Origin of the sequence: Citrifermentans bremense, from assembly GCF_014218275.1 — a bacterium.
GTDB classification, from domain to species: Bacteria; Desulfobacterota; Desulfuromonadia; order Geobacterales; family Geobacteraceae; genus Geomonas; species Geomonas pelophila.
This window is the reverse complement of the sequence record NZ_AP023213.1, coordinates 2,044,579-2,068,398: the sequence shown is the minus strand read 5'-3', so window position 1 is coordinate 2,068,398 and position 23,820 is coordinate 2,044,579. Positions and strand designations below refer to the sequence as shown.

Below are 23,820 nucleotides of genomic sequence, written 5' to 3'. Positions count from 1 at the left end.
CGCCTCAAGAGCTTCCCTTTATAGTGCAGCCGCCCTCTTTTGTCAACGAAAAATTCTGCTAGAAATTTTTCATATTGGAAAGAGCCCTGCCCAGAAGCCATTACTTCGTCACGTCGAGGAGCTCCACTTCGAACACCAGGGTGGCGTTGGCAGGGATGAGCCCGGAACCGCGCTCACCGTAGGCCAGGTCAGGAGGGCAAACGAGCTGAGCCTTGCCGCCGACTTTCATCTTCTGTACCCCTTCGGTCCAGCACTTGATCACCTGGTCCAGGCGGAATTCGGCAGGTTTGCCCGCCGCGGCGGAGCTGTCGAATTCCTTGCCGTCTATCAGCGTCCCGCGATAGTTGACCTTCACCTTGTCGGTGGCGGCAGGGCTTGCCCCCGTCCCTTCCTTGATCGTTTTGTAGACCAGCCCGGACGGAGTCTTCACGGCCCCCTTCTCTTTAGCGGCCTTTTCGATGAACTCCTTGGACTGCGCAGCAAGCTTCTCGCCCTGCGCGTTGCGGCGATCCACGGCCAGCTGCTGGATCTTCATCTTGTAGGCCTCGATGTCGATCTGGGACTTCCCTTCGATACCGTCGTCAAGCCCCTTCTTCACCTGGGTCAATTCGTCCGGGGCGAGGCTGAACACTCCGAGCTGGCGGGCCATGACCTGCCCTATGGCATAAAAGGTCTTCAACTCGTCGGTTTTCTTTTCATCTGCAGCAAGGGCCGGTACAGCTGTCAATACAACAAGAGCAACAACTAACAGTTTCCGCATGGGTTATGCCTCCGGAGTGAAATTTTGAGAAACAGGCAAAACTATACCAACATTTTTTCCAATGTCATCACTGTTTCAGCACTGATCTTTCGTCGGGCCTGCGCACTCTATGATAATCGGTTCAAAGCGGGGAGTAGACAAAAAAAGGCTCCTCGTAAAGAGGGGCCTTTTTTTGTGCCAATCCGCTATGCTATTTCTTTGCCTTGGCAGCGGCTTTGGGCTTGGCCGCCTTGACAGCTTTTGCAGCCTTTGCAGGCTTGGCGGGTTTGGCTGCCTTCGCGCTGGCGGCCCCGCCCTCTTTCTTGGCTTCGATGTTGGCCATGCGGACTTCGCGCGCCTTGGCGAGGTTGTCGGCGAGTCCACGGTCCTGGGCCATCTTCCTGCGCGCCTCGGAGTAGCTCTTTGCCGAGAGCGCCTGCTTGCTGGAGATGCCGAACTGCTTCTTATAGGCGCCAGGCTTCATGCCGTGGGCTGTGGAGAGATGGCGGGCAAGGGTCTTGAAGCCCCCTTTGCCGCACACCAGGCAGACCACTTCGTTCTTCCTGAAGGCTTCCTTCATGCTGACGGAAGGCTTGGATTCGTCGATTCCTTCTATGCTTTGACCTGCTTCGAGGTTCTTCAGTGCTGCATGTACTTTGCTTATTTCTGCGAGAAGCTCGTCCGAAGTCATCGGAGTGCTGGAAGCATGCGATGACACGAGTTGCGCTGCTATCTCTACCAGAGTCGCCATCTATTATCCTCCTTTGTGAATATATTGACTGATTAATAGCAGACAGAGAGATATTGTCAACGATAAAGTATAAATCAACAAAGGCAGGACTGTTTATTAGAAGAAAAAAGCAGATTCAGTGGCTGTGATGTCAGCATGGAAGGTTTTGAGGCCAGTTGCTGGGCAACAAAGAGGACAAGAATGGATTAAGTACGAGTGACAAAGGTCAACTGGATGAGATTGAAGCAGCCCTGCCCGCACCTAGCAGTGCGGTTCGCTCGTTTAGTATGACATGCACCGGTATTGTTTGCACCAAAGAGCTGAGACGCCCTTTTGCGGTGAAGGCGACGATGAAGGAAGCCCCACGCAGTTTCTCCGAGATCTTGGGAGCGATCCCCCCACCGAGATAGACGCCACCGGTGGCAAGGAACCTGAGGGCCGCGTTGCCTGCTTCGGCGCCGTAGACCGCAACGAAGATATCGAGCGCCTTCTCGCACATGGGGCAGTTCCCATCCAGCGCCGCGCGGGTGATGACCGCAGGGGCGTCCCCCGCGTTCATGGCTGCTATGATGGCCTCGTCTTCCTGGAAGTAATGCCTGTCCCTGAGAAACCGGTAGATATCGAGAAGCCCCGGGCCCGAGAGGACGCGCTCGTAGCTGACCCGGCCGTGTTTCGCCTGAAGGTAGAGCAAAAGGTCTGCCTCGACCTCGTTTCTGGCGGCGAAATCGGCGTGACCCGCCTCGCTGGGAAGCGGCCTGTGGGCGGCGCCGTCCCAGTAGGCGAGGGATTCGCCGAGGCCGGTGCCGGCGGAGACGACGGCTATGGTCCCTGTAGGGTCCGCCACTCCGGGGTTCAACGTCAAGAGGTCCTGCGCCTTCAGCTCGGCGATGCCGTAGGTGTTCGCCTCGAGGTCGTTGATCAGGCGCACCTCTTTAAGGCCGACTGCCGCAGCAAGCTCGCCGCTGTCGATGTTCCAGGGAAGGTTCGGGGTCCGCACCCTGCCGTCGATCACCGGCCCTGCTATGCCGAAGCAGGCCTTTTGGGCGTCCATGCGGTACTGGGTGGCGAAGCGGCGCACGATGTCGGCTAAGCTGCTGTGCTCCTGGCTTTGGTAACGGCCCTCGGCAAGCGCGACCAGACCGTTGCGCGTGGACTCGAAGTAGGCAAGCCGCGTAGAGGTTCCACCGACATCTCCAGCAAGAATGACCATGACCCCTCCTGATGAACTCTGTTTCTTCAGTTCGACGGCAACAAGCCAATATTGTACCACCCGCCCACTGCACAGGACGGGACCCGGCGGTTCAGAATATCAGGGGAGCGCCGCGGCGTCGGCCTGGATCGCCTTGGCAATGTCGGAACTCACCCCCGCCAGCGCGCGGCTGCAGGCCGAGACCAGCTGGTCGTAGCCGGGGCCAGAAACCTTCTGGCGCACCAGCGACTCCCCCTTTATCCTGGCGCTGCCGCGGCGCACGGTCCAAAGCGCCTGGACTGTGGCCGCCTCCCCGGGAACCGCCTCCAGCCTTGCGATGTCGACCAGCACGCGGTAGGTCGCGTCGGCGCCTGCGCTTTGCCCGTAGCTGGAAACACGGGAGGAGCCAAGCATGCGACCCAGATCCTGCGCCATCAGGCGCGGTATCTCGCTCTTCAAAGGCTCAGCCCAGCGGTGACTCTCCAGGACCTCGACCCTGTTTTCGGCAACGCGCAAGACGATCTGGGGGCGGTCGACTACTTCGGGGATGGTGACCGGGCCTACGGAGACCGACGGGGCCGCGGCTGAGAGCGCCTGCCCGGGCGGCAACGCCTGTGGGACAAGGGTGTAGAAGTTTGATCGAGGCGACCTGCTGCAGGCGGAAACCGACAGTACCAGGACGAGCGATATCAGGCATAGGGCTGGCTTGCGCATGGCTATTTCTCCTGTTTTTTACCTCGGATCAGCGCTTCGGGGTGCTGCTCCAGGTAGTCGCCCAGAACCCTCAGCGACTGGGCGGCGCGCGACACCTCGCGCATGGTGTCACGCAGGTCGATCTGCACCGGGGCGTCCGGGGCGAGGACGCCGTTGGCCCCTCCCAGGGTCTGACGCGCATCGGCAAGGGTCTTCTTGACCTCGTCGATGGCCTGTCGCGACTCTATGAGGACGGAGCGTGCCTCCGGGACCAGGTTGCGGTCCATGTTCTTCAGCAACTGGTCGGCGCTTTTCAGCGTGGAATCGAGCGAGCGTATGGTGGTCCCCGCGTCGCCGGCGATCTGCTCAAGCGGGAGCTTCTCGATCCTCTGCACGATCTCGATCAGGTTCTTCTGCAGCTTCTCCATCGACCCCGGGACGGTCGGGAAGCGCGGCGGGTCCGCTTTCCAGTCGATCTTCGCCGGTCGTGTCCCCGGCACGAAGTCGAGCGCCACGTAAAGCTGACCGGTGAGAAGACTAGCGCTCTTGATCTGCGCGCGGAAGCCGTGCGCCACCATGTCGTCCAAAAGCCTCCTAAGCATCCGGTCGCCTGTCTCCGGCGCCTTCTCCTGTCCGTTTGCCTTGGGAAGGAGGTGGTTGGGGTAGAACTGTATCTCGACCGGGACAGTGAAATCCGTTCCCTTGGCGTTGAGCGCCACGTCGATCTTGGTAACCTCGCCCACCGTCACCCCGCGAAGGTCGACCGGCGCTCCCACGGCGAGCCCGCGCACCGATTCCTTGAAGACGAGCACGAACTTCTCCACGGCCGCCGCATGCTTGGCGGCGTCGTCCCTGGTCGCGTAGAGGGAGAATATGGTGTTGGGAGGCGCGGGGGGTGCATCCCCCTTCCCTTCAGGCTCCTCGAAGGAGATCCCCCCCAGAAGGATCGACACCATGGACTCGGTGTCGACCTTCACCCCGCTGGCACTCAAGGTCAGGTCGATGCCGCTGGCATGCCAGAAGTAGGTGTTGACCTTGATGAACTTGTCGTAAGGGGAGCGGATGAAGATCTTGACCGTGACCCCCTTGCCGTCGCGGTCCAATTCGGTCCCGACCACCTGCCCCACCTGCATGCGGCGGAAAAATATGGGGGAGCCGGTGTCGAGCGAGCCGACCTCAGTTGAGTGCAGCACGAACTGGCGCCCGGGGACATCTACGGATACCGCGGGAGGCGATTCAAGCCCTACGAAATCCTCGCGCGGCTCGGTGTAGGTTCCCGCCTCGACGCCGATGTAGGATCCACCGAGAAGCGTGTTCAGGCCGGAGACGTTGCCGCCGGAAATCCGCGCCCGCACCACCCAGAAACGGGTGTCCTTGACCATGAGGCCGCGGGCGTCCTTGGTCACCTCGGCGGTCACCACCACGTGGGAGCGGTCGTTGGATATGGCGATCGACTTCACCTCGCCGATCATCACGTCCTTGTACTTGAGCTTGGTCTTCCCCGCCTCCAGCCCCTCGCCGGTCTTGAAGGTGATGGTGATGACCTGCCCGCGGTCGATGTATGCCTTGACGGCGATGGAGAGTCCGATAAGCGCGGCGACGATCGGGATGATCCAGACCAGCTGGATGCTGAAACGGCGCTTGGGCTCGCTGACCGCCTCGGGGATGTCGTCGAGGGCGTTTTTCTCAGGTGTATCAGTCATGAATTTCCTCTTTCTGCAGGGGGTCCCAGATCAGGCGCGGGTCGAACTGCATGGTGGCGAACATGGTCAAGATCACCACGGCGCCGAAGGCGACCGCGGCAGGCCCCGCCTTCACCACAGCCAGTGAGCCTAGTTGCACCAGCGCGGCAAGGAGGGTGACCACGTAAATATCGAGCATGGACCAGCGTCCCACCGCTTCCAGGAGCCGGAACAGGCGGGTGCGCTGCCTCGGGCGCCAAGTCGAGCGGCGCTGCACGCTGATCAGCAAAAAGGTGAGCGAGAACAGCTTCAAGACCGGAATCGCCACGCTGGCTATGAAGACTATGACGGCTATCATCCAGGAGCCGGTTTTCCAAAGGTGCACCACGCCGCTTACTATGGTGTCCTTGCGGTAGTTTATCAGCGAGCCGGTCTCCATCATGACCAGCAGGTTGGCCGGTATGTACAGGATATAGGAGGCGATCACCAGGGCCCAGCAGCGCTCGATGCTCCGAGGCTTACGAAAATGAAGCGTAGCCCCGCAGCGGGGGCAGTGTTCGCGGCGCGAGAAGCGGCTGCGCCGCGAGACCAGGCGGCAGACGTGGCAGGAGCAAAGCCCGTTGCTTGCCGCACTCGGTATGCCGGAATTCACCTGAGTCACGCCCCCTCCTGTCTCATCATCTCGTCGAGCCTGTTCCAGATGTCGCGCGCGCTGAAGGAAGCTGCGGCCGCCGCTATGAGCAGGGTCAAAAGGCCGAAGGAGTAAAGGGCGAAACCGGGGATGACCCTGAAGTTGTTGGTCAGCTTCACCAGGGAGACCAGCACCCCGAGCATGAACACCTCGACCATCCCCCACGGCTCAATGAACTGCAAGGTGCGCATGAACAGGGTGTACTTCGGAGGAACGAGGCCGAGTTTCAGGGGCAAAAGGAGTGCGGTCAGCGAAAAGAGCTCAAGGCAGGGGACCAGGATTGCAGTGATGAAGACCATGACGGAGATGGTCCGCACCCCCTGCTCCCAGAGTGCTCGGACGGCGCCGAAAAGGGTGATGGCGCTGCGGTCCCCGGATACCTCGATACTGAAGATGGGGAAAGAGTTGGCGACCACGAAGAGGATCCCGGCTGCAAGCGTGTACGCCAGGGTGCGATTGATGCTGTCGGTCGCGTTGCGGTAAAGGACTGCGCCGCAGCGCCTGCAACTGGCGGTGCAACCGGGGTTGAGCGGGATGTCGCGCTGCAGCAGGTCGCACTCGTGACAGGCGATAAGTTGTGCGGGTCGGTCAGCCATAAACTCACAAGCTCCAATGCTCGCGGCCGGTCGGTGGGATGGAACCGGCTCTGGTACGGGAAGCGGTGCCGGAAGAAAACATACCATAACTGCGGCAAGTCCGCTCATACCGCACAGTTAGCAGCCTTTAAGACTTTGACGAGAAGACGAAAGTCACAGAGGCAAATCCCCCTGCCCCCCCTTCGCAAAGGGGGGAACGCAGTCTCGTGCAGTTCTTCGTGGGCAAACTCTGCTCCACGTTCAACAGACTTGCCCGATAAATCTGACCGCCAAACGAAATCAGCCGCCCAGGAAGTCTCCCAAGCGGCTGATTTGAAATGGTCGGTGCGACTGGATTCGAACCAGCGACCACTAGACCCCCAGTCTAGTGCGCTACCAGGCTGCGCTACGCACCGATTAAACCTGATAATTACAACTGATCCCTCAAGCTTGTTAACTCCAGTTTCACTTCCTCGATGAGGGCTGCGAGTGTTTCACTGGAAAGCTCAGATTTTCGGTACTTTTTCTTTCCCTCCAACCGCTTCCTAGCCCCCTCTATGGTGAGCTTCTCGGCGTAAAGGAGTTCTTTTATCTCTGATACCAGCTCCACGTCCTGCTTGCTGTAGAGCCTTTGACCGCTGCTGCTCTTCTTAGGAGCCAGCTTTTGGAATTCCGTCTCCCAGTACCGTAGCACCGAAGTTGGAAGCCCGGTTATGCTGGAAACCTCGCCTATCCTCAGGTACAGCTTATCCGGAATCCCGGTCGTCATCCCTACTGGCTGTTGATCGCGCTCTTCAGCACCTGGCTCGGCTTGAAGGTGAGGATCTTCCTGGCGACGATGGTGATCTCTTCGCCGGTCTGGGGATTCCTGCCGCGACGGTCAGCTTTCTCTTTAACTACAAAGTTGCCGAAGCCGGCAATCTTTATTTTGTCACCTTCTTCAAGAGTGGTCTTGATAAGGTCGAAGACCGTCTCTACGAGTTCAGCGGACTCTTTTTTGGAGAATCCCACTTTCTCATAAATCTTCTCAACTATGTCTGCTTTGGTCATAACCCCCTCAACAGCTTCAACATTTCATTGGTGTGCTTCTCAACAGCGGCTTAATCTAATACCATAGCGATTTCGATTTCGCAACCGTTTTTATCTAAAGGAAACATTTAATTTCTTACTGAGGGCATCGGTGACCCGCTGGTGCAGTCGAGTTACCTCGTCATCGGTAAGAGTCCTCTCCTTGGACCCGTAGCGTACACGTATGGCGACGCTCTTCTCCCCTGCAGGGATGTTCCCCCCGGTGTAGACGTCGAATACATCCACCCCTTCGAGCTCGGGAGCCTTCACACCCTTCACGCAGTAAAGCACGTCCGCCACCGGGAACTCCTTGGGAAGCAGCATCGCTATGTCGCGGAAAGTGGAGGGGAAGCGCGAAGGAACCTGGGCCGCGCCTTTCCCCTTCCTGGAGGCAAGAAGCGCCTCGAAATTGAGCTCCAGGTAGTAAAGCGGCGTGCCGATGCCGTAGTTCTCCTGCACGGTCGGATGCAGCTCCCCAAAGGAGCCCAGTACCCTGTTGCCGCAGAGGATGCGGCAGGCCTTCCCCGGGTGGTAGTACGGGTCAAGGCTTTCCGCGGAGAAGGTCACGTTGGGGATGGAGAGGTCGGCCAGGATGTTCTCGGCGATACCCTTCACGTCGAAGAAGTCGATCTCACCCTTTTGCTGGTTCCACCCTTCGAGGTCGCGGTTCCCCGTGAGCAGTGCCGAGACGTAGAGGGGCTCTTCGGGAAGCTCCTTGCCAGGAGCGGGAAGGTAGATGCGGCGCATCTCGAAGATGCGCAGGTTCAGCGTCCTGAAGCTGATGTTCTTGACGGCCGTGTCCAAAAGCCCCGGCAGCATGGTGGTGCGCATCACGGAGAGCTCGTCCGAGATGGGGTTCAAGAGGACCATGCCGTTGCTTCTGACGTCGTCGGCGGGTAGCAAGATCTTCTCGCAGGAGGCAGGAGCCACGAAGCTGTAGTTGATCACCTCGGAAAGCCCCTGGGAGACCAGGAGGCCCTTCAGCCGCGCGGCGAGGTGCTGGGCATCGGAGGGGAGGTCCGAGAAGACGGAGGCCTGCGGCAAGGTGGCCGGGACCTTCTCGAAGCCGTTCAGCCTTACCACTTCCTCTACCAGGTCGATTTCGCGCTCCAGGTCCACCCTGAAAAGGGGCACCGTCACCTGGAACACGCCGGGCTCGGTCTGCGTCACCTCGAACTCCAGGCGCTCCAGTATGTCCTGTACCTCGGCGGCGCTCAGACAAAGGCCGGTGACCGCGTTGATGCGGGCAAGCCTCGCCTTGATCGTACGCGGCTTAACGGGGTGCGGGTAAACGTCGATGACCCCCTTGGCGATATTTCCGCCGGAGAGTTCCGCGATGAGCTGAGCCGCGCGGTCCAGCGCACGGGTCAGGCCGGCCACGTCGGTGCCGCGCTCGAAGCGGTGCGACGATTCGGTGTGGATCCCCAGGCGTTTGGAGGTCTTCCTGATGGCGGAGGGGTTGAAGTAGGCGCTCTCAAGAAGCACCTCGGTGGTCCCCTCCCCTATCTCGGAGTTGCCGCCGCCCATGATGCCGGCAAGGGCAACACCTTTTTCGGCGTCGCGGATGGTGAGGTCGTTCGAGGTAAGGACGCGCTCCTGCCCGTCGAGAGTGACGAACTTCTCCCCCTCGCCTGCCGCGGCGACCACGATCTTCCCGCCGGAAACGAGCTTGAAGTCGAAAGCGTGCAGCGGGTGGCCGTACTCGAGGAGGACGTAGTTGGTGACGTCGACCACGTTGTTGATGGAGCGGATCCCAGCTGCCTGCAGCCGGTTGGCGAGCCAGGCCGGCGAAGGCGCGAGCGTGCATCCGGTGATGTGGCGCGCGGTGTAGCGCGGGCAGAGCTCGGGCGCCTTAATGGCCACCGAGGCGATGCCGTCGATGGGGGCGCCGGTCTCGGCGACCTCGAGGCCGGGGTAGTGTACCTTCTTCCCAAGCTTCGCCGCAATCTCGCGGGCGATGCCCACGACACTCAGGCAGTCGGCGCGGTTGGGGGTGAGCCCTATCTCGAAGACGGTGTCCTTGGTGCCGAGTGCGTCGAAGAGCGGGGTGCCGATCTTGAAATCCTCGGGGAGGATCATGATCCCGGAGGACTCCAGGGATAGCGCCAGCTCCTTTTCGGAGCAGAGCATGCCGCAGGACTCCTCGCCGCGGATCTTGGAGCGCTTGATCTTGAAGTCGCCGGGGAGCGTCGCGCCGATCTGGGCCAGGGCGACCTTGTCGCCGGCCTTGAAGTTCTGCGCGCCGCAGACGACGTTCAGGATCTCCTTGCCGTTGTCCACCTTGCAAAGGGAGAGCTTGTCGGCGTTGGGATGCTGGTTTTTCTCCAGCACCTTCGCCACCACCACGTCGTCCATGCCGCCGCCCAGCTCTTCCATGCGCTCGACCTCGAGGCCGAGCATGGTGAGGAGGTGCGAGAGTTCCGCCGCGGGCAGGTCGCAATCGACGAATTCCTTGAGCCAGTTATAGGTAACTATCATGTCTATTCCATCCGTTTGAGAGTCAAAGGCTTTGCACACGGATTAAGCGGATTGTTACGGATAACTTCAGATAAACCAGAAAGCTTGGGTTCCAAGCTTGAACCATTTCTTGAAGCTTGATCTGTTACTATCCGTCAGTTTTTGCCTTTTCCGCGTGCGTGCTTTTGACTTGTTTTTAGAACTGTTTCAGGAACCTGAGGTCGTTCTCGAAAAGGAGCCTCATGTCGGCGATGCCGTACTTCAGCATGGCGATCCTCTCGATACCCATCCCGAAGGCGAAGCCGGTGTAGAGCTCGGAGTCGTACCCCACGTGGCGGTAAACCTCGGGGTCGACCATGCCGGCTCCCAGGATCTCGAGCCAGCCGGTCTCCTTGCAGACCCGGCAACCCTTGCCGCGGCAGATGACGCAGGCGATGTCAACCTCGGCCGACGGCTCGGTGAACGGGAAGAACGAGGGACGGAGCCTCACGCCGATGTCGGAGCCAAAGAGCTGGCTGATGAACAGCGTCAGGATCCCCTTCAGGTCGCCGAAGGTGATCCCTTTGTCCACCATGAGACCCTCGACCTGGTGGAACATGGGCGAGTGGGTGGCGTCGGAGTCGCAGCGGTACACGGTGCCCGGTGCGATGATCCGTACCGGCGGCGGCTGCTTCAGCATGGTGCGGATCTGCACCGGGGAGGTGTGGGTCCTAAGAAGGACGCTCTCGCCGAAGTAGAAGGTGTCCTGCATGTCGCGGGCGGGGTGGTCCTTCGGGAGGTTCAGCGCCTCGAAGTTGTAGAAGTCGAGCTCGATCTCGGGCCCTTCGGCGACCGCGAACCCCAGTGCGCCGAAGATGGAGGTGATCTCCTCGGTGACAAGCGTGATGGGGTGCTTGGAGCCCAGCGGCCGGCGACGGCCGGGAAGGGTCACGTCGATCTTCTCTGCGGAGAGCCGGGCGCTCTTCACCGCCTCGCGGATCTCACCGGCGCGGACCTCGAACGCCTCTTCGAGCTTGCCCTTGACCGTGTTCACCACCTGGCCGATCACGGGACGTTCCTCCGGGGTGAGCGCTCCCAGCCCCTTCATCACGGAGGTGAGTTCACCCTTTTTCCCCAGGTACTTGACCCGCAACTCCTGCACGCCCTCCTCGGTGGATGCTTGCGCCAGCTCGGAGAGTGCCTGATCCAAAAGTGCTTCCAGTTTAGCCTTCATGTGCAATGCCCTATTGCGGAAAAAAAAAGAAATGAGACATCGCTATCCCATTTCTTTTTTTATGCCCGCGGTATGTATTAAAATTTTGCTTTGGCTGCCGCCGCGATTGCCGCGAAACCGTTCGGGTCGGAAACGGCCAGGTCGGCCATCACTTTCCTGTCGATCTCTACGTTGGCAAGTTTGAGTCCGTGGATCAGTTTGCTGTAGGAGAGACCGTTGATCCTCGCTGCCGCGTTGATCCTGGTGATCCAGAGAGCCCTGAAGTCCCTCTTCTTCACCCTTCTGTCCCTGAACGCGTAGTTCAGTGCGCGGTCCACCGCTTCGGTGGCGCTCCTGAACAATTTGCTCCTGGCGCCGCGGTAACCCTTGGCAAGTTTCAACACCTTGTTTCTTCTCTGTCTCGCTTTAAAACCGCGCTTTACTCTTGGCATACATACTCCTTCTGGTTTTTAAATTAGCCGGATCCGCAAGGGGAGACGTTTCCTCACGGTTCTCGGACTTGGTAAACCGGGGACTAGGGGCTGGGGGCCAGGGGCTGGTTAAATCACAGCATCCTTGCACCGCCTGTCCTATTCCCTGGTCATTAGCTATTTAGTCTCCGGTTCTAGTTCCTAGGTCTTGATTTTCTAGCCCCTAGCCCCTAGTCCCTAGCCCCTGATTATTTGTAGGGGATGAGGCAGCTGATGTTCTTGTGGTCGGAAGCTGCGACGATGCCGCCCTTACGCAGGTTGCGCTTGGTCTTCCTGGTCTTCGAGGTCAGGATGTGGCTGGTGAAAGCGTGGGCCATCTTGATTTTGCCTGTGCCGGTCTTGCTGAAACGCTTGGCGGCGCCCCTATGGGTCTTCATTTTAGGCATTGTTTTACTACTCCTTTGTGGTGGTGTTTATTTTGCTTTTACTTTGGGGGCCACGATCATGAACATGCTGCGGCCTTCCATCTTCTGCCTTACCTCGACCAGAGCTATGTCGGCGAGTTCGGCGGCGAATTTCTCCAGAGCGGCCATACCCAGTTCCTGGTGCGTGATCTCGCGTCCGCGGAAGACGACGGTGATCTTCGCCTTGTTCCCTTCTTCCAGGAAGCGGCGCACGTGCTTCACCTTGAACTCCAGGTCGTGCGTGTCGGTCTTGGGACGGAGCTTGACTTCCTTCAACTCCACCTGGACCTGCTTTTTCTTGGCCTCGGCCAGTTTCTTGGCCTGCTGATATTTGAACTTGCCGTAATCCATGATACGGCAGACGGGGGGGACGGCTGTCGGCGAAACCTCTACCAGGTCCAGTTGCTGGCTCTCAGCCAGCGCCAAGGCCTCCCGAAGCGGAAGAATACCAAGCTGCTCACTATCGGCACCTACTACCCTTACCTCTTTGGCCCTGATGGTCTGATTGATGTTGACTGTAGGTTTAGCTATGACGCCACCTCCTATCTATTATTTGTAGTTCTTGACTTCGTTTTCGATAAATGAAACGAACTGCTCCGGTGTCATGGAGTCGAGGTTCTTGCCGTCGCGGAAACGCGGCGCCAGCAGGCCTCCCTCGACCTCCTTGTCCCCTACCACCAGCATGTACGGTATCTTCTGGAGCTGGGCTTCGCGGATCTTGAAGCCGAGCTTCTCGTTCCTGAAATCCTTCTGCACCCTGATCCCGGCCGCGCGCAGCTTGTCGAACGCCGCCTGCGCGTACGGAATCTGGTTGTCGGTGACCGTAACGATGGTCGCCTGAACCGGTGCCAGCCAAGTCGGGAAGTTTCCAGCGAAGTGCTCGATGAGGACACCGATGAACCGTTCGATGGCGCCCAGGATGACCCTGTGCACCATGACGGGGCGCTTCTTTTCACCGTCTGCGTCGACATAGGTGAGATCGAAACGCTCCGGGAGGGTAAAATCGCACTGGATTGTAGCACATTGCCAACGCCTGTCAAGCGCGTCACGGAGCTTGATGTCGATCTTCGGACCGTAGAATGCGCCGTCCCCCTCGTTGATCTCGTAGGGGCGGCCGGAATCCTTGAGCGCGTTCAGAAGCGCGCTGGTGGCGAGCTCCCAGGCGTCGTCGGAACCGATCGACTTCTCGGGACGGGTGGAGAGTTCCATCTCGAACTCGAAGCCGAAGATACCCATCACCTCGGTGACGAACTGGATGACACCCTTGATCTCGGCGTCGAGCTGGTCCGGGGTGCACAGGATGTGCGCGTCGTCCTGGGTGAAGCCGCGCACGCGCAGAAGGCCGTGCAGAACGCCGGCGCGCTCGTGGCGGTGCACCGTGCCGAGCTCGAAGTAGCGCAGCGGCAGGTCGCGGTAGGAGCGGAGCTGCGAGCGGTAGATCATCATGTGGGCCAGGCAGTTCATCGGCTTCACGCCGTAGCTCTGCTCGTCCACCGTGGTGAAGTACATGTTCTCGCGGTAGTTCTCGTAGTGCCCCGAGCGCTGCCAGAGTTCGGTCTTGAGGATCTGCGGACCCTGGACGATGTCGTAGCCGCGCTTCAGGTGCTCCTTCCTCTCGAAGTCCTCGAGGATGGTGCGCAGCATCGCCCCTTTGGGGTGCCAGATCACGAGCCCGGCGCCGACCTCGTCGTTGAAGGAGAAAAGATCCAGCTCGCGGCCGAGCTTGCGGTGGTCGCGCTTTTTAGCCTCTTCGATGCGGGCCAGGTAGGCTTCCAGCTCCTTCTTGTCGCCGAAGGCGGTGCCGTAGACGCGCTGCAGCATGGCGCGCTTCTCGTCGCCGCGCCAGTAGGCGCCGGCGATGGAGGTGAGCTTGAAGGCCTTAATGTAGGAGGTCTTCGGCAGATGCGGTCCGCGGCAGAGGTCGACGAAGTCACCCTGGCTGTAGAGCGAAACCTTGTCGGCGCCGAGGTCCTCGATCAGTTCGACCTTGTAGTCCTCCCCCATCCCCTTGAAGAGGGCGATGGCGTCGGCGCTGGAGAGCTCCTTGCGCTCGATCTTGAGATCGGACTTGGCGAGCTCGCGCATCTTGTCTTCTATCTTCTCGAGGTCTTCCGGGGTGAACGGGTGGTCGACGTCGAAGTCGTAGTAAAAGCCGGTCTCGATGGCGGGGCCGATGGTCACCTTCGCCTGCGGGAAGAGCGCCTTCACCGCCTGCGCCATCAGGTGCGAGGTGGAGTGCCTGATGATCTCCAGAGCCTCCGGGCTTTTCTCGGTGATGATCTCGACGCGGGCGCCGTCGCTAAGAGGCGTATTGAGGTCGACCAGGTTGCCGTCGATCTTCCCGGCGATGGCCGCCTTGGCAAGCCCCGCTCCGATGGAAGCGGCAAGGTCGAAAATGGATGCACCTGCGGGTAAGGGTCTTTGGGAACCATCTGGTAGCGTGACGTTTATCTCGTTCATGCAAAGCCCCTTTTGAAAAATCATTAAGACAAACAGAAAGAGGCATCGAAACTCGATGCCTCCGTCGAACCTCGTACTGAAGGTCTCTTTTGATTGGTAGGCGCGGGCGGTTTCGAACCGCCGACCCCTAGCGTGTCGAGCTAGTGCTCTACCCCTGAGCTACGCGCCTGTTTGCTGCTGTGGAACTCGGACTTTGTACCAATTCACCAAAACAAAGTCAAGGCTTTTTGTTTAAGAAAAAGGAAAATTTCTCATTGGAGCAGCTTCCCAGGGTGAAGCTTCAGGATCCAGCTGTGCAAGCACCGGTTTTAGCGTCATTTCCGGTTTCAGGGCCGGCGATCCTTCTCACACAGCCTCAGCATGGCGGCGGTCACTTCAGACGGCGCGACATCCAGGCAGCATGCGCCGGCGCTGCAGCGGATGGTTCCGTACCTAGAGCAGGGGGCGCAGGAAAGCGAAGAGGTAAATTTAACGTGCCGCTCCCCCTTCGGGGCCCACTTCTCCGCATCGCTGGGACCGAAAAGCGAGACAGTCGCGGTCCCAAGCCCAGCCGCTAGGTGCAAAACCCCGGAGTCGCCGCTTAAAAGGACCCCCGCCTCGGCAAGTACGGCGGCGCTCTCCATGAGCCCCCCCTTCCCCGCCAGGTTCAGCGCCACCCCGCCTCTGGCCAGGCGCTCGCCCACGGCGCGGGCGTCGTCGCCGCCGACTACGACCACGGCGATACCCGCGGCGACGAGTCCCTCGGCCACCTGCCGGAAATTATCCTCCCCCCATTGCTTCTCGGGGACGCTCGCTCCCGGGAAAACTGCCACGAAGGATCTACCTTCCAGAGGGGCCAGGAGACGCCGCGCCCCCTCCTTCGCACCGGCCGGGAGCTTGAGAAAGGGAGCCGACGTACCCCGGGGAGGCTGCACACCAAGCGGGGCAAGGAGCCTGAAGAAGGAGAGGAGCTCGTAATCATCTAAGGTATAAGGGACCGGATCGGTGAAGAGCCTGCCGCGATCGTTGGTGCAAAAGCCGATGGAGCGCCGCGCACGGACTAATCTCGCCAGGACTGCGGAGAGACGGTACCACTGCTCGCTGTCTATCACCACGTCGTAAGGGGTCCGCAATACTGATGCAACTTGGGTGAGGGAATCGTAGCGCAGCACCCGGTTCAGCCCCGGGCACATCTGGAAGGCCGCGGCATTGCGGCTTTCGGCGAGAAGGTCGATGCTGCAGCCGGGAAAGGTTTCTTGCAGCGCCCTCAGCGCCGGGATGAGGAGCACCGCGTCTCCGATGCCGCCGGGACGGATGACCAGGAAACGCAGTGGGGAAGGTAGGGAATCGGGCAACCCCCTCTTGGGAAGGAGCCAGGTCAGCAGCGGGCCGACAGCGGCGTCGAGCCGTTTCAACAGGGTTGCCTTCAATGCCACTCCCTCCAGGACAGGACCCGGCGCGTGGGAAAGGGCCGGGGCGGTTCATCTATACAGAAAAAGCGGGCTTATTGCAACGCCGGCTTTTTCGGCCTCCGCTACGGCTACCTTCCAGGGAGCCCCAGCTCCTTGATCTTCCGGTAGAGCGTGTTGCGGGCGATCCCAAGCGCCCTGGCTGCCTCGGTGATGTTGCCGTCGTACTGCGCCAGCGCTTCCTTGATGGTCTCGGCCTCCGAATCCTTGAGCGCGTGCAGGGCAGGAACGATCTTCTTCTTGCGCATCACGCCCAGGAGGTTTGACTGCGCCTGGCGCAGAGAGTCCAAAAGCCGGTTCAGCTCGTCGGCATCCAGCCGCTCCAGCTCCTCCGGCGCGCCGCACTGTTCAAGGAGTGCCCCCTGCATCCCGCCGCGGTCCGGTTGCTGGACCGCTTTAATTACGGTTCCGCGCTCCGGCGCGGTGGGGCCAGCGAGAAAGGTGCCACCTAAGTGCTCGGGGAGGATGGTGTCGCCGTTGCAGATCACCACAGCCCGCCTCATCACGTTGGCCAGCTCACGGATGTTCCCGGGCCAGGCGTAACCCTGCAGCATCCGGACGGTCCCCGCGGCAAGCTTCAGTTCGCGGTTCAACTGATGCACGAAATGCTCGGCCAGAAGCGGGATATCCTCGGAGCGCGCGCTAAGGGACGGGATCTCCAGCCGCACCACGTTCAGGCGGTAAAAGAGGTCCTCGCGGAAGCTCTTCTCCGCTATGGCCTGCTCCAGGTCGACGTTGGTCGCGGCTATCACCCTGACGTCGGTCTTGATCGGGCGCTCCCCCCCTACCCTCATGAACTCTCCGGTCTCAAGGACGCGCAGGAGCTTGACCTGGATCTGCGGTGTCGCGTCCCCGATCTCGTCCAGAAGGAGCGTGCCGTTGTTGGCGAGCTCGAAGATCCCCCGGCGGGTCTGGTTGGCCCCGGTGAAGGCACCCTTCTCGTGCCCGAAGAGCTCGCTCTCCAACAGGTTCTCGGGAAGGGCGCCGCAGTTGACCGGGATGAAGGGCTGGCCGGCGCGGCAGGAGGCTGCGTGTATGAAGCGGGCCAGCACCTCTTTCCCGGTGCCGGTCTTCCCCTGGATCAACACGCTGATGTCCTTGCCTGCCACCTTGTAGGCAAGCGAGACCATCCGCTTCATGGCCGGGGAGCTCCCGACCCGAAACCCCACCCCCTGGGCCACTTCGGCCCACTCGTCATGGGAGGTGTCCCCTTTGAGGAGGTTCGCGCCGGAACCTGCGGCCCTCCCCACCAGCTGCTCGATCTGGTCGATGTCGTCGAAGGGCTTTTCCAGGTACTCGTAGGCGCCAAGCTGCATGGCCGCTACGGCCGTCTTCACCGTGGAGTACCCGGTCATGATGATGACCTCGCAGGCGGGCTGGCGCGACTTGATGATCTCCAGGAGCGTTATCCCGTCGGTATCCGGCAGCTTCAGGTCCACGAGCGCCACGCTGAACTGCTCCGCCTGAAGGGCTGAGAGCGCTTCGGGCTGGCTGGCAGCGGTGACCACCTGATACCCCTTGCGCGACAAGAGCCGGCTGAAGAAGGTGCAGACATCCCTCTCGTCGTCGATGATAAGTATTTTCGTCGGTGAGTCCGTCATGGTTGCTCCATATATGTGTAACTCTTTACGGCTGGTCGATGGGGAGGATCAGGCTGAAACAGCTCCCCTGCCCGAGCTCGGTGTCGACCTCGATGCGGCCGTTGTGCGATTCAGCTATGCCGAGGCTCACCGAGAGCCCCAGCCCGGTCCCCTTGGAGGCTTCCTTGCTGGTGTAGAAAGGGGTGAATATCTTGGAGAGGTTCTCCTTGGCGATGCCGACGCCGTTGTCGGCGACGCTCAGCACGGCAAAGCGCCGCTCCCCCTCGACGCGCAGCGCCGTGGAGACCTCGATCACCTTCTCCTTTCCTTCCACGTCCGTCAGCGCGTCGCGCGCGTTGATCAGGAAGTTGGTCAGCACCTGCTGGATCTGCGGCCCGTTTGCGTTCATCATCGGTATGTCGCGGTCGAAATGCTCGAAGATGGCGATCTGGTTCCGGTTGATCTGGTACTGGATCATGTCCAGCACCCGCTCCACCTCGGCGTTCAGGTCGATGGAGGTGACCGGCACCTGGTCCTGGCGCGAGAAGGTGAGTAGGTTCTGGATGATCCTCTTGCAGCGCAGGCCGCAGTTGATGATGTCCGACAAGGCCTCGGCCCCCTCGGGATCGCCGCCTTGCTGCATCTCCCTGGCGAGCATCTGCGCCGTGCCGATGATGACCGTCATCGGGCTGTTAAGCTCGTGCGCCACCCCGGCCGCCATCACCCCCAGCGCCACCATCTTGGCCGACTGCACCAGCTGGGCCTCCATCTTCAGCTTCTTGGTGACGTCCTTCATGATGATGGTCACGGCGGAGAGCTGTTTCTCCTCGTTGAAGACCGGGTAGTAGGACATCTCCAGGCACTCCCCCTGCGGGGTGTTCCACTGCTGGAAGACGGGGTTGCCGGTCTCCTTGATCTCCTCTATGGGGCAGTTGCGGCAGGGCTCCTTCTCGCCGCGCATCCTCGCGAAGCACTTCTTGCTGATGGAGCTGTTCCAGATCTCCGCCATACCGGGGGGAAGTCGGTCGTTATGCAGCAGCACGTTGTAGTCGGTGTCGACCAGGAAGATCGGATCGGTGACCGCCTTGAAGGTCGCCTCCCACTCCTTCTTGGCGCGGGACACCTGCTTGTAGAGCCGCGCGTTCTGCATGCTGATGGCGAGCTGGTCGGCCAGGTGCTGCACGAAGTTCAGCTCCGCCCCTTCGTAGGCGCTGTCGAGCGTGCTCCCCAAGAGCAACAGGCCGTTGACCGAGGAGCGCTCGAAAAGCGGGGCCGCGGCAAGCGAGCGCAGGGTAAGGGGATGTTCGGCCGCGATCTGGGCGAAGCAAAGGGGGTCGTCGGCTGGCTTGTAGCTCGTCGCCCCCTTGTCGCGGAACGCGTCCCAGAGGACGGACTGCTTGGGGATGAAACCGAGGGTGGAAAACTCCCTGGGGGCGACGGCGATCAGCTTCAGCTTCCCCTCGCTCAGCTTGGCCAGCCCCAGAAAGTCGCAGGGAAGCGCCTCGGGGAGCTTTTTGAAAGCCCTCTCGATGATGTCCCCGATGGACATGTCGATGTTCATGTCGCGCGTGAGCTGCTGCAGGATCTCCAGGCGGCTGTTTTGCTTCAGCACGTCCTGGTTCCTCTTTTTGAGCTCGACGTAGTAGTTGAGCTTGGAGGAATCGACCCCCGTCAACTGCTCCAGCAGTTTGCCCCTGTTCTTCACTTTCTCTTCCTTCGCGGCGCCGGCCGCATTCACATCGCGTTGCGGTAGATCTCCTCGATCTGCTCCCTGGTGGCGCTGCGCGGGTTGGTGAGCAGGCAGGCATCCTTGGTGGCGTTTTCGCTCAGAAGCGGGATGAACTCCTCCCTGAGTCCCAGCTCCGAGAGCCCCTGGGCGAGCCCGATGTCGGCGATGAGCGCCTTCACCGCGGCGATGGAGCGCTCGGCCGCGGCCATGAGGTCGAGCCCGGCAACATCCTCCCCCATGGCGACGGCTATGTCCCGGAAGCGCTCAGGGCAAGCCATGAGGTTGAAGCGCATCACGTGCGGCAGGATCGAGGCGTTGGTCTCGCCGTGGTGCTGGTCCAGCAGGCCGTCCACCTGATGCGTCATGGCGTGGGCCGCGCCCAGGATGGCGTTGGAGAAGGCTAGCCCCGCGGTGAGGCTCGCCATGGCCATGTTGGTGTTGGCGTCCATGTCGCTGCGCTCGGCTACCGCACGCCTGAGGTTTTGCGAGATGAGCTGGATCGCCTTGAGCGCATGGATATCGGTCAAAAGGGTGGCGGCGAGCGACACGTAGGACTCGATGCCGTGGGTGAGCGCGTCGACCCCTGTGGCGGCGGCCAGTTTCGCGTCCTTGGTCTTCAAGAGCTCCGGGTCCACGATGGCGATGTCGGGTATGAGCGACCGGGAGATGATGGACATCTTGAGCTTCCTGTCGGTGTCGACGATGATGGCGAACTGGCTCACCTCTGAGCCGGCGCCTGCGGTGCTCGGGACGATCACCATGGGGGGAAGCGGCACGCTGATCTTGTTCACCCCCTCGTAGTCCTGAAGCCTGCCGCCGTTGGAGGCGATGATGGCGATCGCCTTGGCGACGTCGGTCGGGCTCCCCCCACCGACGGAAACGATGCCGTCGCATCCCGAGGCTAGGTACTTGGCAGCCCCCTCGGTGACCTCGCGGTCCTTGGGGTTGGTGGTGAGGCTGGAAAAGATCACCGTCTCCAGCCCTGCGGCGCGCAGGTAGTCGACGGACTGGTCCACCCACCCCGCCCGGATCACGTCTTCGTCGGAGACCATGAACACCTTGGAAACGCCCAGGCGCACCACGCTCTCGCCGATCTGGCTCAAAGAGCCCCGCCCGAAGATGATTTCAGGCGCCACAAACTTGCTGATTTCCATTCATCAACTCCCTAAACCGGCGCTGCGCCGGCAATGACTTTGTTTACATCAGGCAAGATCGGTACCAATGAACGGCATCCGGACGACGCCGCGGCCATATTTTAATGAAGAGCAGCGGTAATGGGTTGAATACAATATGTTGAGACAGCTTTATACCATCGGCAGAAGTACCGGCCCGGGCTTCCTTTCCCACATGCCGGCACCGGACAACAGATGTTCCGTTTCGGCACAACTGTCACCAAATGTAACAGATAACCGTATCAAATTGGAACAGAGAAAATGCGCCGGGACGGCAGGGTGCCTCGGTAAGCGCCCGTTTTTCCGTGACCGGCGCAGCCGCTTCGAGACGAGCGGCTTTTCCAGGCGGCGTTTTTTCTCAGCGGGGCGGCCGCATTCTATTCAGCTGTAAACATGGCATCGAATTGCAGGGGAATCGTGCGTGGAGGGGGAAGGTCAGTTCTGCTTGGCCCGGATCTTTATCTGCGGCTTGAAATTCCAGGGGGGCTGCGGGTTTTCCTGGGCCCAGAGCCCGCGTTTTTTGCTGCGGGCGATCCGTTCCGTAGTCAGGTAGCGGGGATGGTCGTTCCTGCTCAGGATCATGCGGTCCGCCCAGGCCCACCCTTCGTTCAGCATCTCCAGGTTTATGTTGCGCCCGTCGAGGTAAACCACGGCGAAGGCGATCTGCGCCGATTCACTCTTGGAAAGAAGCGTGGTGCGGATCTCCACCTTTACCTGCTGGTGCAGGACCTTGATGGACAGGGCCCGGAAGGCATCCTCGGCGTAAGGCTGCCCAGGCTTGTACCAGCCGGTGAACTTGTCCACCTTGGCGATCTGGGGCGCGGCGACCCCGTAGAGGCGGACCGGGATCTCGGTGCCGAAGGAATTGACCGTGATCCGGTCACCCTCGGCGACTCCGACCACGAGACCTTCGAGGACGCTTACATGATGAGGTGAAGCGGGCTGAGCTTGTACCGGCAGGGCCAGAAAAAACAGGCAGTAAGAGCAAAGGGCTATGATGCTGCAGGCGATTCTCAAAAAGCCTCTCCTTTCTCGGCGCCACGGCGTCAGGGGTGCGGTCCGGGGCGCCATGTTAACAAAACTGCTCCCGCAAAGCAATCTTCAATACCCAGCGGACTCTTCGGGAATGGGAGGGAGGAGCTTTATGAGCACCTGGTAGGCGAGTATCTCCAGCGAGACGATCCCGGCGGAGATGGTCACTTCGGCGAAAGACGGGAAGTAATGCCAGCCGCTCCCCGGGTTGAAACCGATCAGGTAGACGTTGAAGCGGTAGAGTCCCCCGCCCAGGAGCATCATGCTCGCCGAGATGAAAAGCCGGCGGGGTGATCGGCGCTTGTCGCGGTTGAAAAGCGGCGCGGAGCCGATGGTCATCAAGAAGCACTCGGCCAGGAAGAAGATGGAGTAGAAATCCCCATGGAACACCGCCTCTATCTGGTCGCGGTGCACCAGGTCCCAAAGCCTCACCACGAGCCAGGCTGCGCTGAGCCAGGGGATGAGGGCAGCAGCCGAGGCCAGCTCGCCGCTTCTGAAGGGGCGCCCCTGGGCGAAGCAGGCGAGGATCGACTCGAAGATCACGATGGCGTAGCCGATGTAGATGCAGTTGATCAGGAAAAGCAGCGGCAAAAAGGGGCCGTGCCACAAAGGGTGCAGCTTCGTCTGCGCGATGAGCATCAAGGAGCCGAGAGCCGATTGGTGCATGGTGGGGAGCACGATCCCCGCCAGCGCGATGAGGATGAGGAGCTGGTTGATCCTTCTGCGCAGAAGCGCGGTGGGAGCGCCCCCCTTTTCCGGCAAGACCTGCACCATCCCGCGCGCCTCCAGGAAATTGAACAGCAGCGTCCGCAGCGAGGTCGGGTTGCCGCGCCCAAGGACCGGGACGATGGCGGGAAGGTATTCGATCACCTCGGCCACGAGGTACCCCGCGGCACAAAGGGCGAGTTCGAAGAAGGCGGAGCTAGGCTGCCAGCTGGTCGGGCCGAAGACCCCATGCGCGTTCCAGGGGCGGCCGATCTCCACCACGATGGAGGAGGCGGCAAGGAAGGCGCCGAAGAGGCTGGTGAGGATGGCTGACTTCACCAGCGAGTGGTACTCGCCGCGGTGCATGATGTAGCTCAACAGGGCGACGGCGAAGCCGCCGCAGGTGACAGCGGTGCCGATGGCCACGTCGTAGGCCACCCAGATCCCCCAAGGGTAGCCGTCGCTCAGGTTGGAGACGGCGCCGATACCTTTGACGAAGCGGACCCCGACGAAGAAAAGGCCCGCAAGCGACAGAAACAAAAGGACGAAAAAGGAGTTGGTGAGGAGCGGGCCCCTTGCCGGGTCCGATCTCAGGCTGTCGGTGCTCATGGATCCCCCAGCAGGATGAGAAACAGGGGTGCAGTGTACGGGTAGAGCGTGCGGGGTGTCAACCCCCGGCGGGAAAAGGCGCGGAAACAAAGAAAGCCCCGGGCGAACCCGGGGCCTCTATAGCGTAGAAACCAGTGAAAGTTTAGGATTCTTCGAAGAGCGCGGTGGAGAGATAGCGCTCGGCGAGGTCGGGAAGCACCACGACGATGGTCTTGCCGGCGAACTCCTGCAGGTTGGCCAGGCGAACGGCGGCCGCAACGGCGGCGCCGCTGGAGATGCCGACCAAAAGCCCCTCTTCCTTGGTGAGGCGCTTGGCGAACTCGAGGGCCTCGTTGCTGTCGACCTGCTCGACCCGGTCGATGACCGAAAGATCAAGGGTTTCGGGGATGAAACCGGCGCCGATACCCTGGATCTTGTGCGGGCCGGGCTTCAACTCCTGCCCGGCAAGCTTCTGGGAGATCACCGCGCTCTCCTTGGGCTCGACCGCCACCGAGACGACCTGCTTCCCCTTGGTGTGTTTGAGGTAGCGGGAGATCCCGGAAATGGTCCCGCCGGTCCCTACGCCGGCAACGATCACGTCGACGGCGCCGTCGGTGTCGGCCCAGATCTCGGGGCCGGTGGTCTTCTCGTGAATGGCGGGGTTCGCCGGGTTCTTGAACTGCTGCGGCAGGAAGTAGCGCGCCGGATCGGAAGCGGCGATCTCCTCCGCCTTGGCAACCGCCCCCTTCATCCCGGCGGAACCGGGGGTGAGGATCAGGTTAGCCCCCAAAGCGGCCAGCACCCTGCGGCGTTCGATGCTCATGGTCTCGGGCATGGTGAGGGTCAGCTTGTAGCCGCGGGCCGCAGCCACGTAGGCAAGCGCGATGCCGGTGTTGCCGCTGGTAGGCTCGACGATCTCCACCCCAGGCTTCAACACGCCACGCTCCTCCGCATCCCAGATCATGTTGGCGCCGATGCGGCACTTCACCGAGTAGGCGGGGTTGCGCCCCTCGACCTTGGCGAGCACGGTCGCCTTGGCCCCCTTGGTTACATGGTTCAGCCGCACGAGCGGCGTGTTGCCGATGGACTGGGAGTTGTCTAGGTAGATACGGGACATGGCAGGTTCTCCTTTGGGTTGATTGCGCAACGCCTCAAACTCAGGCGCTGGATGCTGACATGGTTCGTATTTTTATAT

At 61.0% G+C, this 23,820-nt stretch carries 22 protein-coding genes and 2 tRNA genes; all 24 read right to left on the bottom strand.

The genetic code is table 11. The features are described from left to right. Positions 1–100: 100 nt before the first annotated feature. Positions 101–760 (bottom strand): FKBP-type peptidyl-prolyl cis-trans isomerase, encoded by a 660-nt coding sequence (locus tag GEOBRER4_RS09215; protein WP_185245147.1) that lies wholly within the window; start codon positions 758–760, stop codon positions 101–103. A 190-nt stretch (positions 761–950) separates the two neighbouring features. Beyond that, positions 951–1,490, bottom strand: a complete 540-nt coding sequence (locus tag GEOBRER4_RS09210) for a MucR family transcriptional regulator (RefSeq protein ID WP_185245146.1) — start codon at positions 1,488–1,490, stop codon at positions 951–953. Positions 1,491–1,695: 205 nt separating this feature from the next. Beyond that, a complete protein-coding gene (glk, locus tag GEOBRER4_RS09205) occupies positions 1,696–2,679 on the bottom strand; it encodes a glucokinase (protein WP_185245145.1) in 984 nt (327 codons plus the stop codon). 99 nt (positions 2,680–2,778) lie between these two features. Further along, entirely contained in the window at positions 2,779–3,372 is a 594-nt protein-coding gene (locus GEOBRER4_RS09200; protein ID WP_185245144.1) for a PqiC family protein, read from the bottom strand. A 2-nt stretch (positions 3,373–3,374) separates the two neighbouring features. After that, positions 3,375–5,054: a PqiB family protein gene (locus GEOBRER4_RS09195; RefSeq protein WP_185245143.1), complete on the bottom strand. Its 1,680-nt coding sequence runs from the start codon at positions 5,052–5,054 to the stop codon at positions 3,375–3,377. Continuing rightward, positions 5,047–5,694 (bottom strand): paraquat-inducible protein A, encoded by a 648-nt coding sequence (locus tag GEOBRER4_RS09190; RefSeq protein WP_185245142.1) that lies wholly within the window; start codon positions 5,692–5,694, stop codon positions 5,047–5,049. The genes GEOBRER4_RS09195 and GEOBRER4_RS09190 overlap by 8 nt, the downstream gene beginning before the upstream one ends. Continuing rightward, a complete protein-coding gene (locus tag GEOBRER4_RS09185; RefSeq protein ID WP_185245141.1) occupies positions 5,691–6,320 on the bottom strand; it encodes a paraquat-inducible protein A in 630 nt (209 codons plus the stop codon). Before GEOBRER4_RS09185 ends, GEOBRER4_RS09190 begins: the two co-directional genes overlap by 4 nt. 318 nt (positions 6,321–6,638) lie before the next feature. Continuing rightward, positions 6,639–6,715 (bottom strand) — tRNA-Pro (locus tag GEOBRER4_RS09180). Between the two features lie 14 nt (positions 6,716–6,729). Continuing rightward, positions 6,730–7,068: a MerR family transcriptional regulator gene (locus GEOBRER4_RS09175; RefSeq protein WP_185245140.1), complete on the bottom strand. Its 339-nt coding sequence runs from the start codon at positions 7,066–7,068 to the stop codon at positions 6,730–6,732. A 2-nt stretch (positions 7,069–7,070) separates the two neighbouring features. Next, complete coding sequence (locus GEOBRER4_RS09170) at positions 7,071–7,349, bottom strand: integration host factor subunit alpha (protein ID WP_085812863.1); 279 nt, start codon at positions 7,347–7,349, stop codon at positions 7,071–7,073. A gap of 90 nt (positions 7,350–7,439) precedes the next feature. Continuing rightward, on the bottom strand, positions 7,440–9,845 hold the full coding sequence (gene pheT, locus GEOBRER4_RS09165) for a phenylalanine--tRNA ligase subunit beta (protein ID WP_185245139.1): 2,406 nt from the start codon (positions 9,843–9,845) through the stop codon (positions 7,440–7,442). A gap of 175 nt (positions 9,846–10,020) precedes the next feature. Next, positions 10,021–11,037: a phenylalanine--tRNA ligase subunit alpha gene (gene pheS, locus GEOBRER4_RS09160; protein WP_185245138.1), complete on the bottom strand. Its 1,017-nt coding sequence runs from the start codon at positions 11,035–11,037 to the stop codon at positions 10,021–10,023. Positions 11,038–11,114: 77 nt separating this feature from the next. After that, positions 11,115–11,468 (bottom strand): 50S ribosomal protein L20, encoded by a 354-nt coding sequence (gene rplT / locus GEOBRER4_RS09155; RefSeq protein WP_012530425.1) that lies wholly within the window; start codon positions 11,466–11,468, stop codon positions 11,115–11,117. Between the two features lie 227 nt (positions 11,469–11,695). Next, complete coding sequence (rpmI, locus tag GEOBRER4_RS09150; protein WP_085812866.1) at positions 11,696–11,893, bottom strand: 50S ribosomal protein L35; 198 nt, start codon at positions 11,891–11,893, stop codon at positions 11,696–11,698. Positions 11,894–11,920: 27 nt separating this feature from the next. Further along, positions 11,921–12,442, bottom strand: coding sequence for a translation initiation factor IF-3 (infC, locus tag GEOBRER4_RS09145; protein WP_085812867.1), 522 nt, complete (start codon positions 12,440–12,442; stop codon positions 11,921–11,923). A gap of 18 nt (positions 12,443–12,460) precedes the next feature. Continuing rightward, positions 12,461–14,371 (bottom strand): threonine--tRNA ligase, encoded by a 1,911-nt coding sequence (thrS, locus tag GEOBRER4_RS09140; RefSeq protein WP_185245137.1) that lies wholly within the window; start codon positions 14,369–14,371, stop codon positions 12,461–12,463. 94 nt (positions 14,372–14,465) lie between these two features. Then, positions 14,466–14,540: transfer RNA gene (locus GEOBRER4_RS09135), tRNA-Val, on the bottom strand. A 157-nt stretch (positions 14,541–14,697) separates the two neighbouring features. After that, complete coding sequence (locus tag GEOBRER4_RS09130) at positions 14,698–15,786, bottom strand: glycosyltransferase family 9 protein (protein WP_404813884.1); 1,089 nt, start codon at positions 15,784–15,786, stop codon at positions 14,698–14,700. A gap of 104 nt (positions 15,787–15,890) precedes the next feature. Next, on the bottom strand, positions 15,891–17,420 hold the full coding sequence (locus GEOBRER4_RS09125) for a sigma-54-dependent transcriptional regulator (protein WP_185245135.1): 1,530 nt from the start codon (positions 17,418–17,420) through the stop codon (positions 15,891–15,893). A 25-nt stretch (positions 17,421–17,445) separates the two neighbouring features. Next, positions 17,446–19,104, bottom strand: a complete 1,659-nt coding sequence (locus GEOBRER4_RS09120; RefSeq protein ID WP_185245134.1) for a GAF domain-containing sensor histidine kinase — start codon at positions 19,102–19,104, stop codon at positions 17,446–17,448. 29 nt (positions 19,105–19,133) lie between these two features. Continuing rightward, positions 19,134–20,282, bottom strand: coding sequence for an iron-containing alcohol dehydrogenase (locus GEOBRER4_RS09115; RefSeq protein WP_185245133.1), 1,149 nt, complete (start codon positions 20,280–20,282; stop codon positions 19,134–19,136). Between the two features lie 453 nt (positions 20,283–20,735). Further along, positions 20,736–21,317 carry a thermonuclease family protein gene (locus GEOBRER4_RS09110; RefSeq protein WP_185245132.1) on the bottom strand — a complete coding sequence of 194 codons (582 nt, stop codon included), beginning with the start codon at positions 21,315–21,317 and terminating at the stop codon, positions 20,736–20,738. Between the two features lie 84 nt (positions 21,318–21,401). Beyond that, positions 21,402–22,646, bottom strand: coding sequence for a Ni/Fe-hydrogenase cytochrome b subunit (gene hybB, locus GEOBRER4_RS09105; RefSeq protein WP_185245131.1), 1,245 nt, complete (start codon positions 22,644–22,646; stop codon positions 21,402–21,404). A 142-nt stretch (positions 22,647–22,788) separates the two neighbouring features. Continuing rightward, positions 22,789–23,742 carry a cysteine synthase A gene (cysK, locus tag GEOBRER4_RS09100; protein WP_185245130.1) on the bottom strand — a complete coding sequence of 318 codons (954 nt, stop codon included), beginning with the start codon at positions 23,740–23,742 and terminating at the stop codon, positions 22,789–22,791. Positions 23,743–23,820 lie beyond the last annotated feature (78 nt).

Excerpts from the sequence above, each read along its gene's own strand:
- GEOBRER4_RS09215 (WP_185245147.1), bottom strand. The coding sequence starts at position 760 with ATGCGGAAACTGTTAGTTGTTGCTCTTGTTGTATTGACAGCTGTACCG.
- GEOBRER4_RS09210 (WP_185245146.1), bottom strand. The coding sequence starts at position 1,490 with ATGGCGACTCTGGTAGAGATAGCAGCGCAACTCGTGTCATCGCATGCT.
- glk (WP_185245145.1), bottom strand. The coding sequence starts at position 2,679 with ATGGTCATTCTTGCTGGAGATGTCGGTGGAACCTCTACGCGGCTTGCC.
- GEOBRER4_RS09200 (WP_185245144.1), bottom strand. The coding sequence starts at position 3,372 with ATGCGCAAGCCAGCCCTATGCCTGATATCGCTCGTCCTGGTACTGTCG.
- GEOBRER4_RS09195 (WP_185245143.1), bottom strand. The coding sequence starts at position 5,054 with ATGACTGATACACCTGAGAAAAACGCCCTCGACGACATCCCCGAGGCG.
- GEOBRER4_RS09185 (WP_185245141.1), bottom strand. The coding sequence starts at position 6,320 with ATGGCTGACCGACCCGCACAACTTATCGCCTGTCACGAGTGCGACCTG.
- GEOBRER4_RS09175 (WP_185245140.1), bottom strand. The coding sequence starts at position 7,068 with ATGACGACCGGGATTCCGGATAAGCTGTACCTGAGGATAGGCGAGGTT.
- GEOBRER4_RS09170 (WP_085812863.1), bottom strand. The coding sequence starts at position 7,349 with ATGACCAAAGCAGACATAGTTGAGAAGATTTATGAGAAAGTGGGATTC.
- pheT (WP_185245139.1), bottom strand. The coding sequence starts at position 9,845 with ATGATAGTTACCTATAACTGGCTCAAGGAATTCGTCGATTGCGACCTG.
- pheS (WP_185245138.1), bottom strand. The coding sequence starts at position 11,037 with ATGAAGGCTAAACTGGAAGCACTTTTGGATCAGGCACTCTCCGAGCTG.
- rplT (WP_012530425.1), bottom strand. The coding sequence starts at position 11,468 with ATGCCAAGAGTAAAGCGCGGTTTTAAAGCGAGACAGAGAAGAAACAAG.
- rpmI (WP_085812866.1), bottom strand. The coding sequence starts at position 11,893 with ATGCCTAAAATGAAGACCCATAGGGGCGCCGCCAAGCGTTTCAGCAAG.
- thrS (WP_185245137.1), bottom strand. The coding sequence starts at position 14,371 with ATGAACGAGATAAACGTCACGCTACCAGATGGTTCCCAAAGACCCTTA.
- GEOBRER4_RS09125 (WP_185245135.1), bottom strand. The coding sequence starts at position 17,420 with ATGACGGACTCACCGACGAAAATACTTATCATCGACGACGAGAGGGAT.
- GEOBRER4_RS09115 (WP_185245133.1), bottom strand. The coding sequence starts at position 20,282 with ATGGAAATCAGCAAGTTTGTGGCGCCTGAAATCATCTTCGGGCGGGGC.
- hybB (WP_185245131.1), bottom strand. The coding sequence starts at position 22,646 with ATGAGCACCGACAGCCTGAGATCGGACCCGGCAAGGGGCCCGCTCCTC.
- cysK (WP_185245130.1), bottom strand. The coding sequence starts at position 23,742 with ATGTCCCGTATCTACCTAGACAACTCCCAGTCCATCGGCAACACGCCG.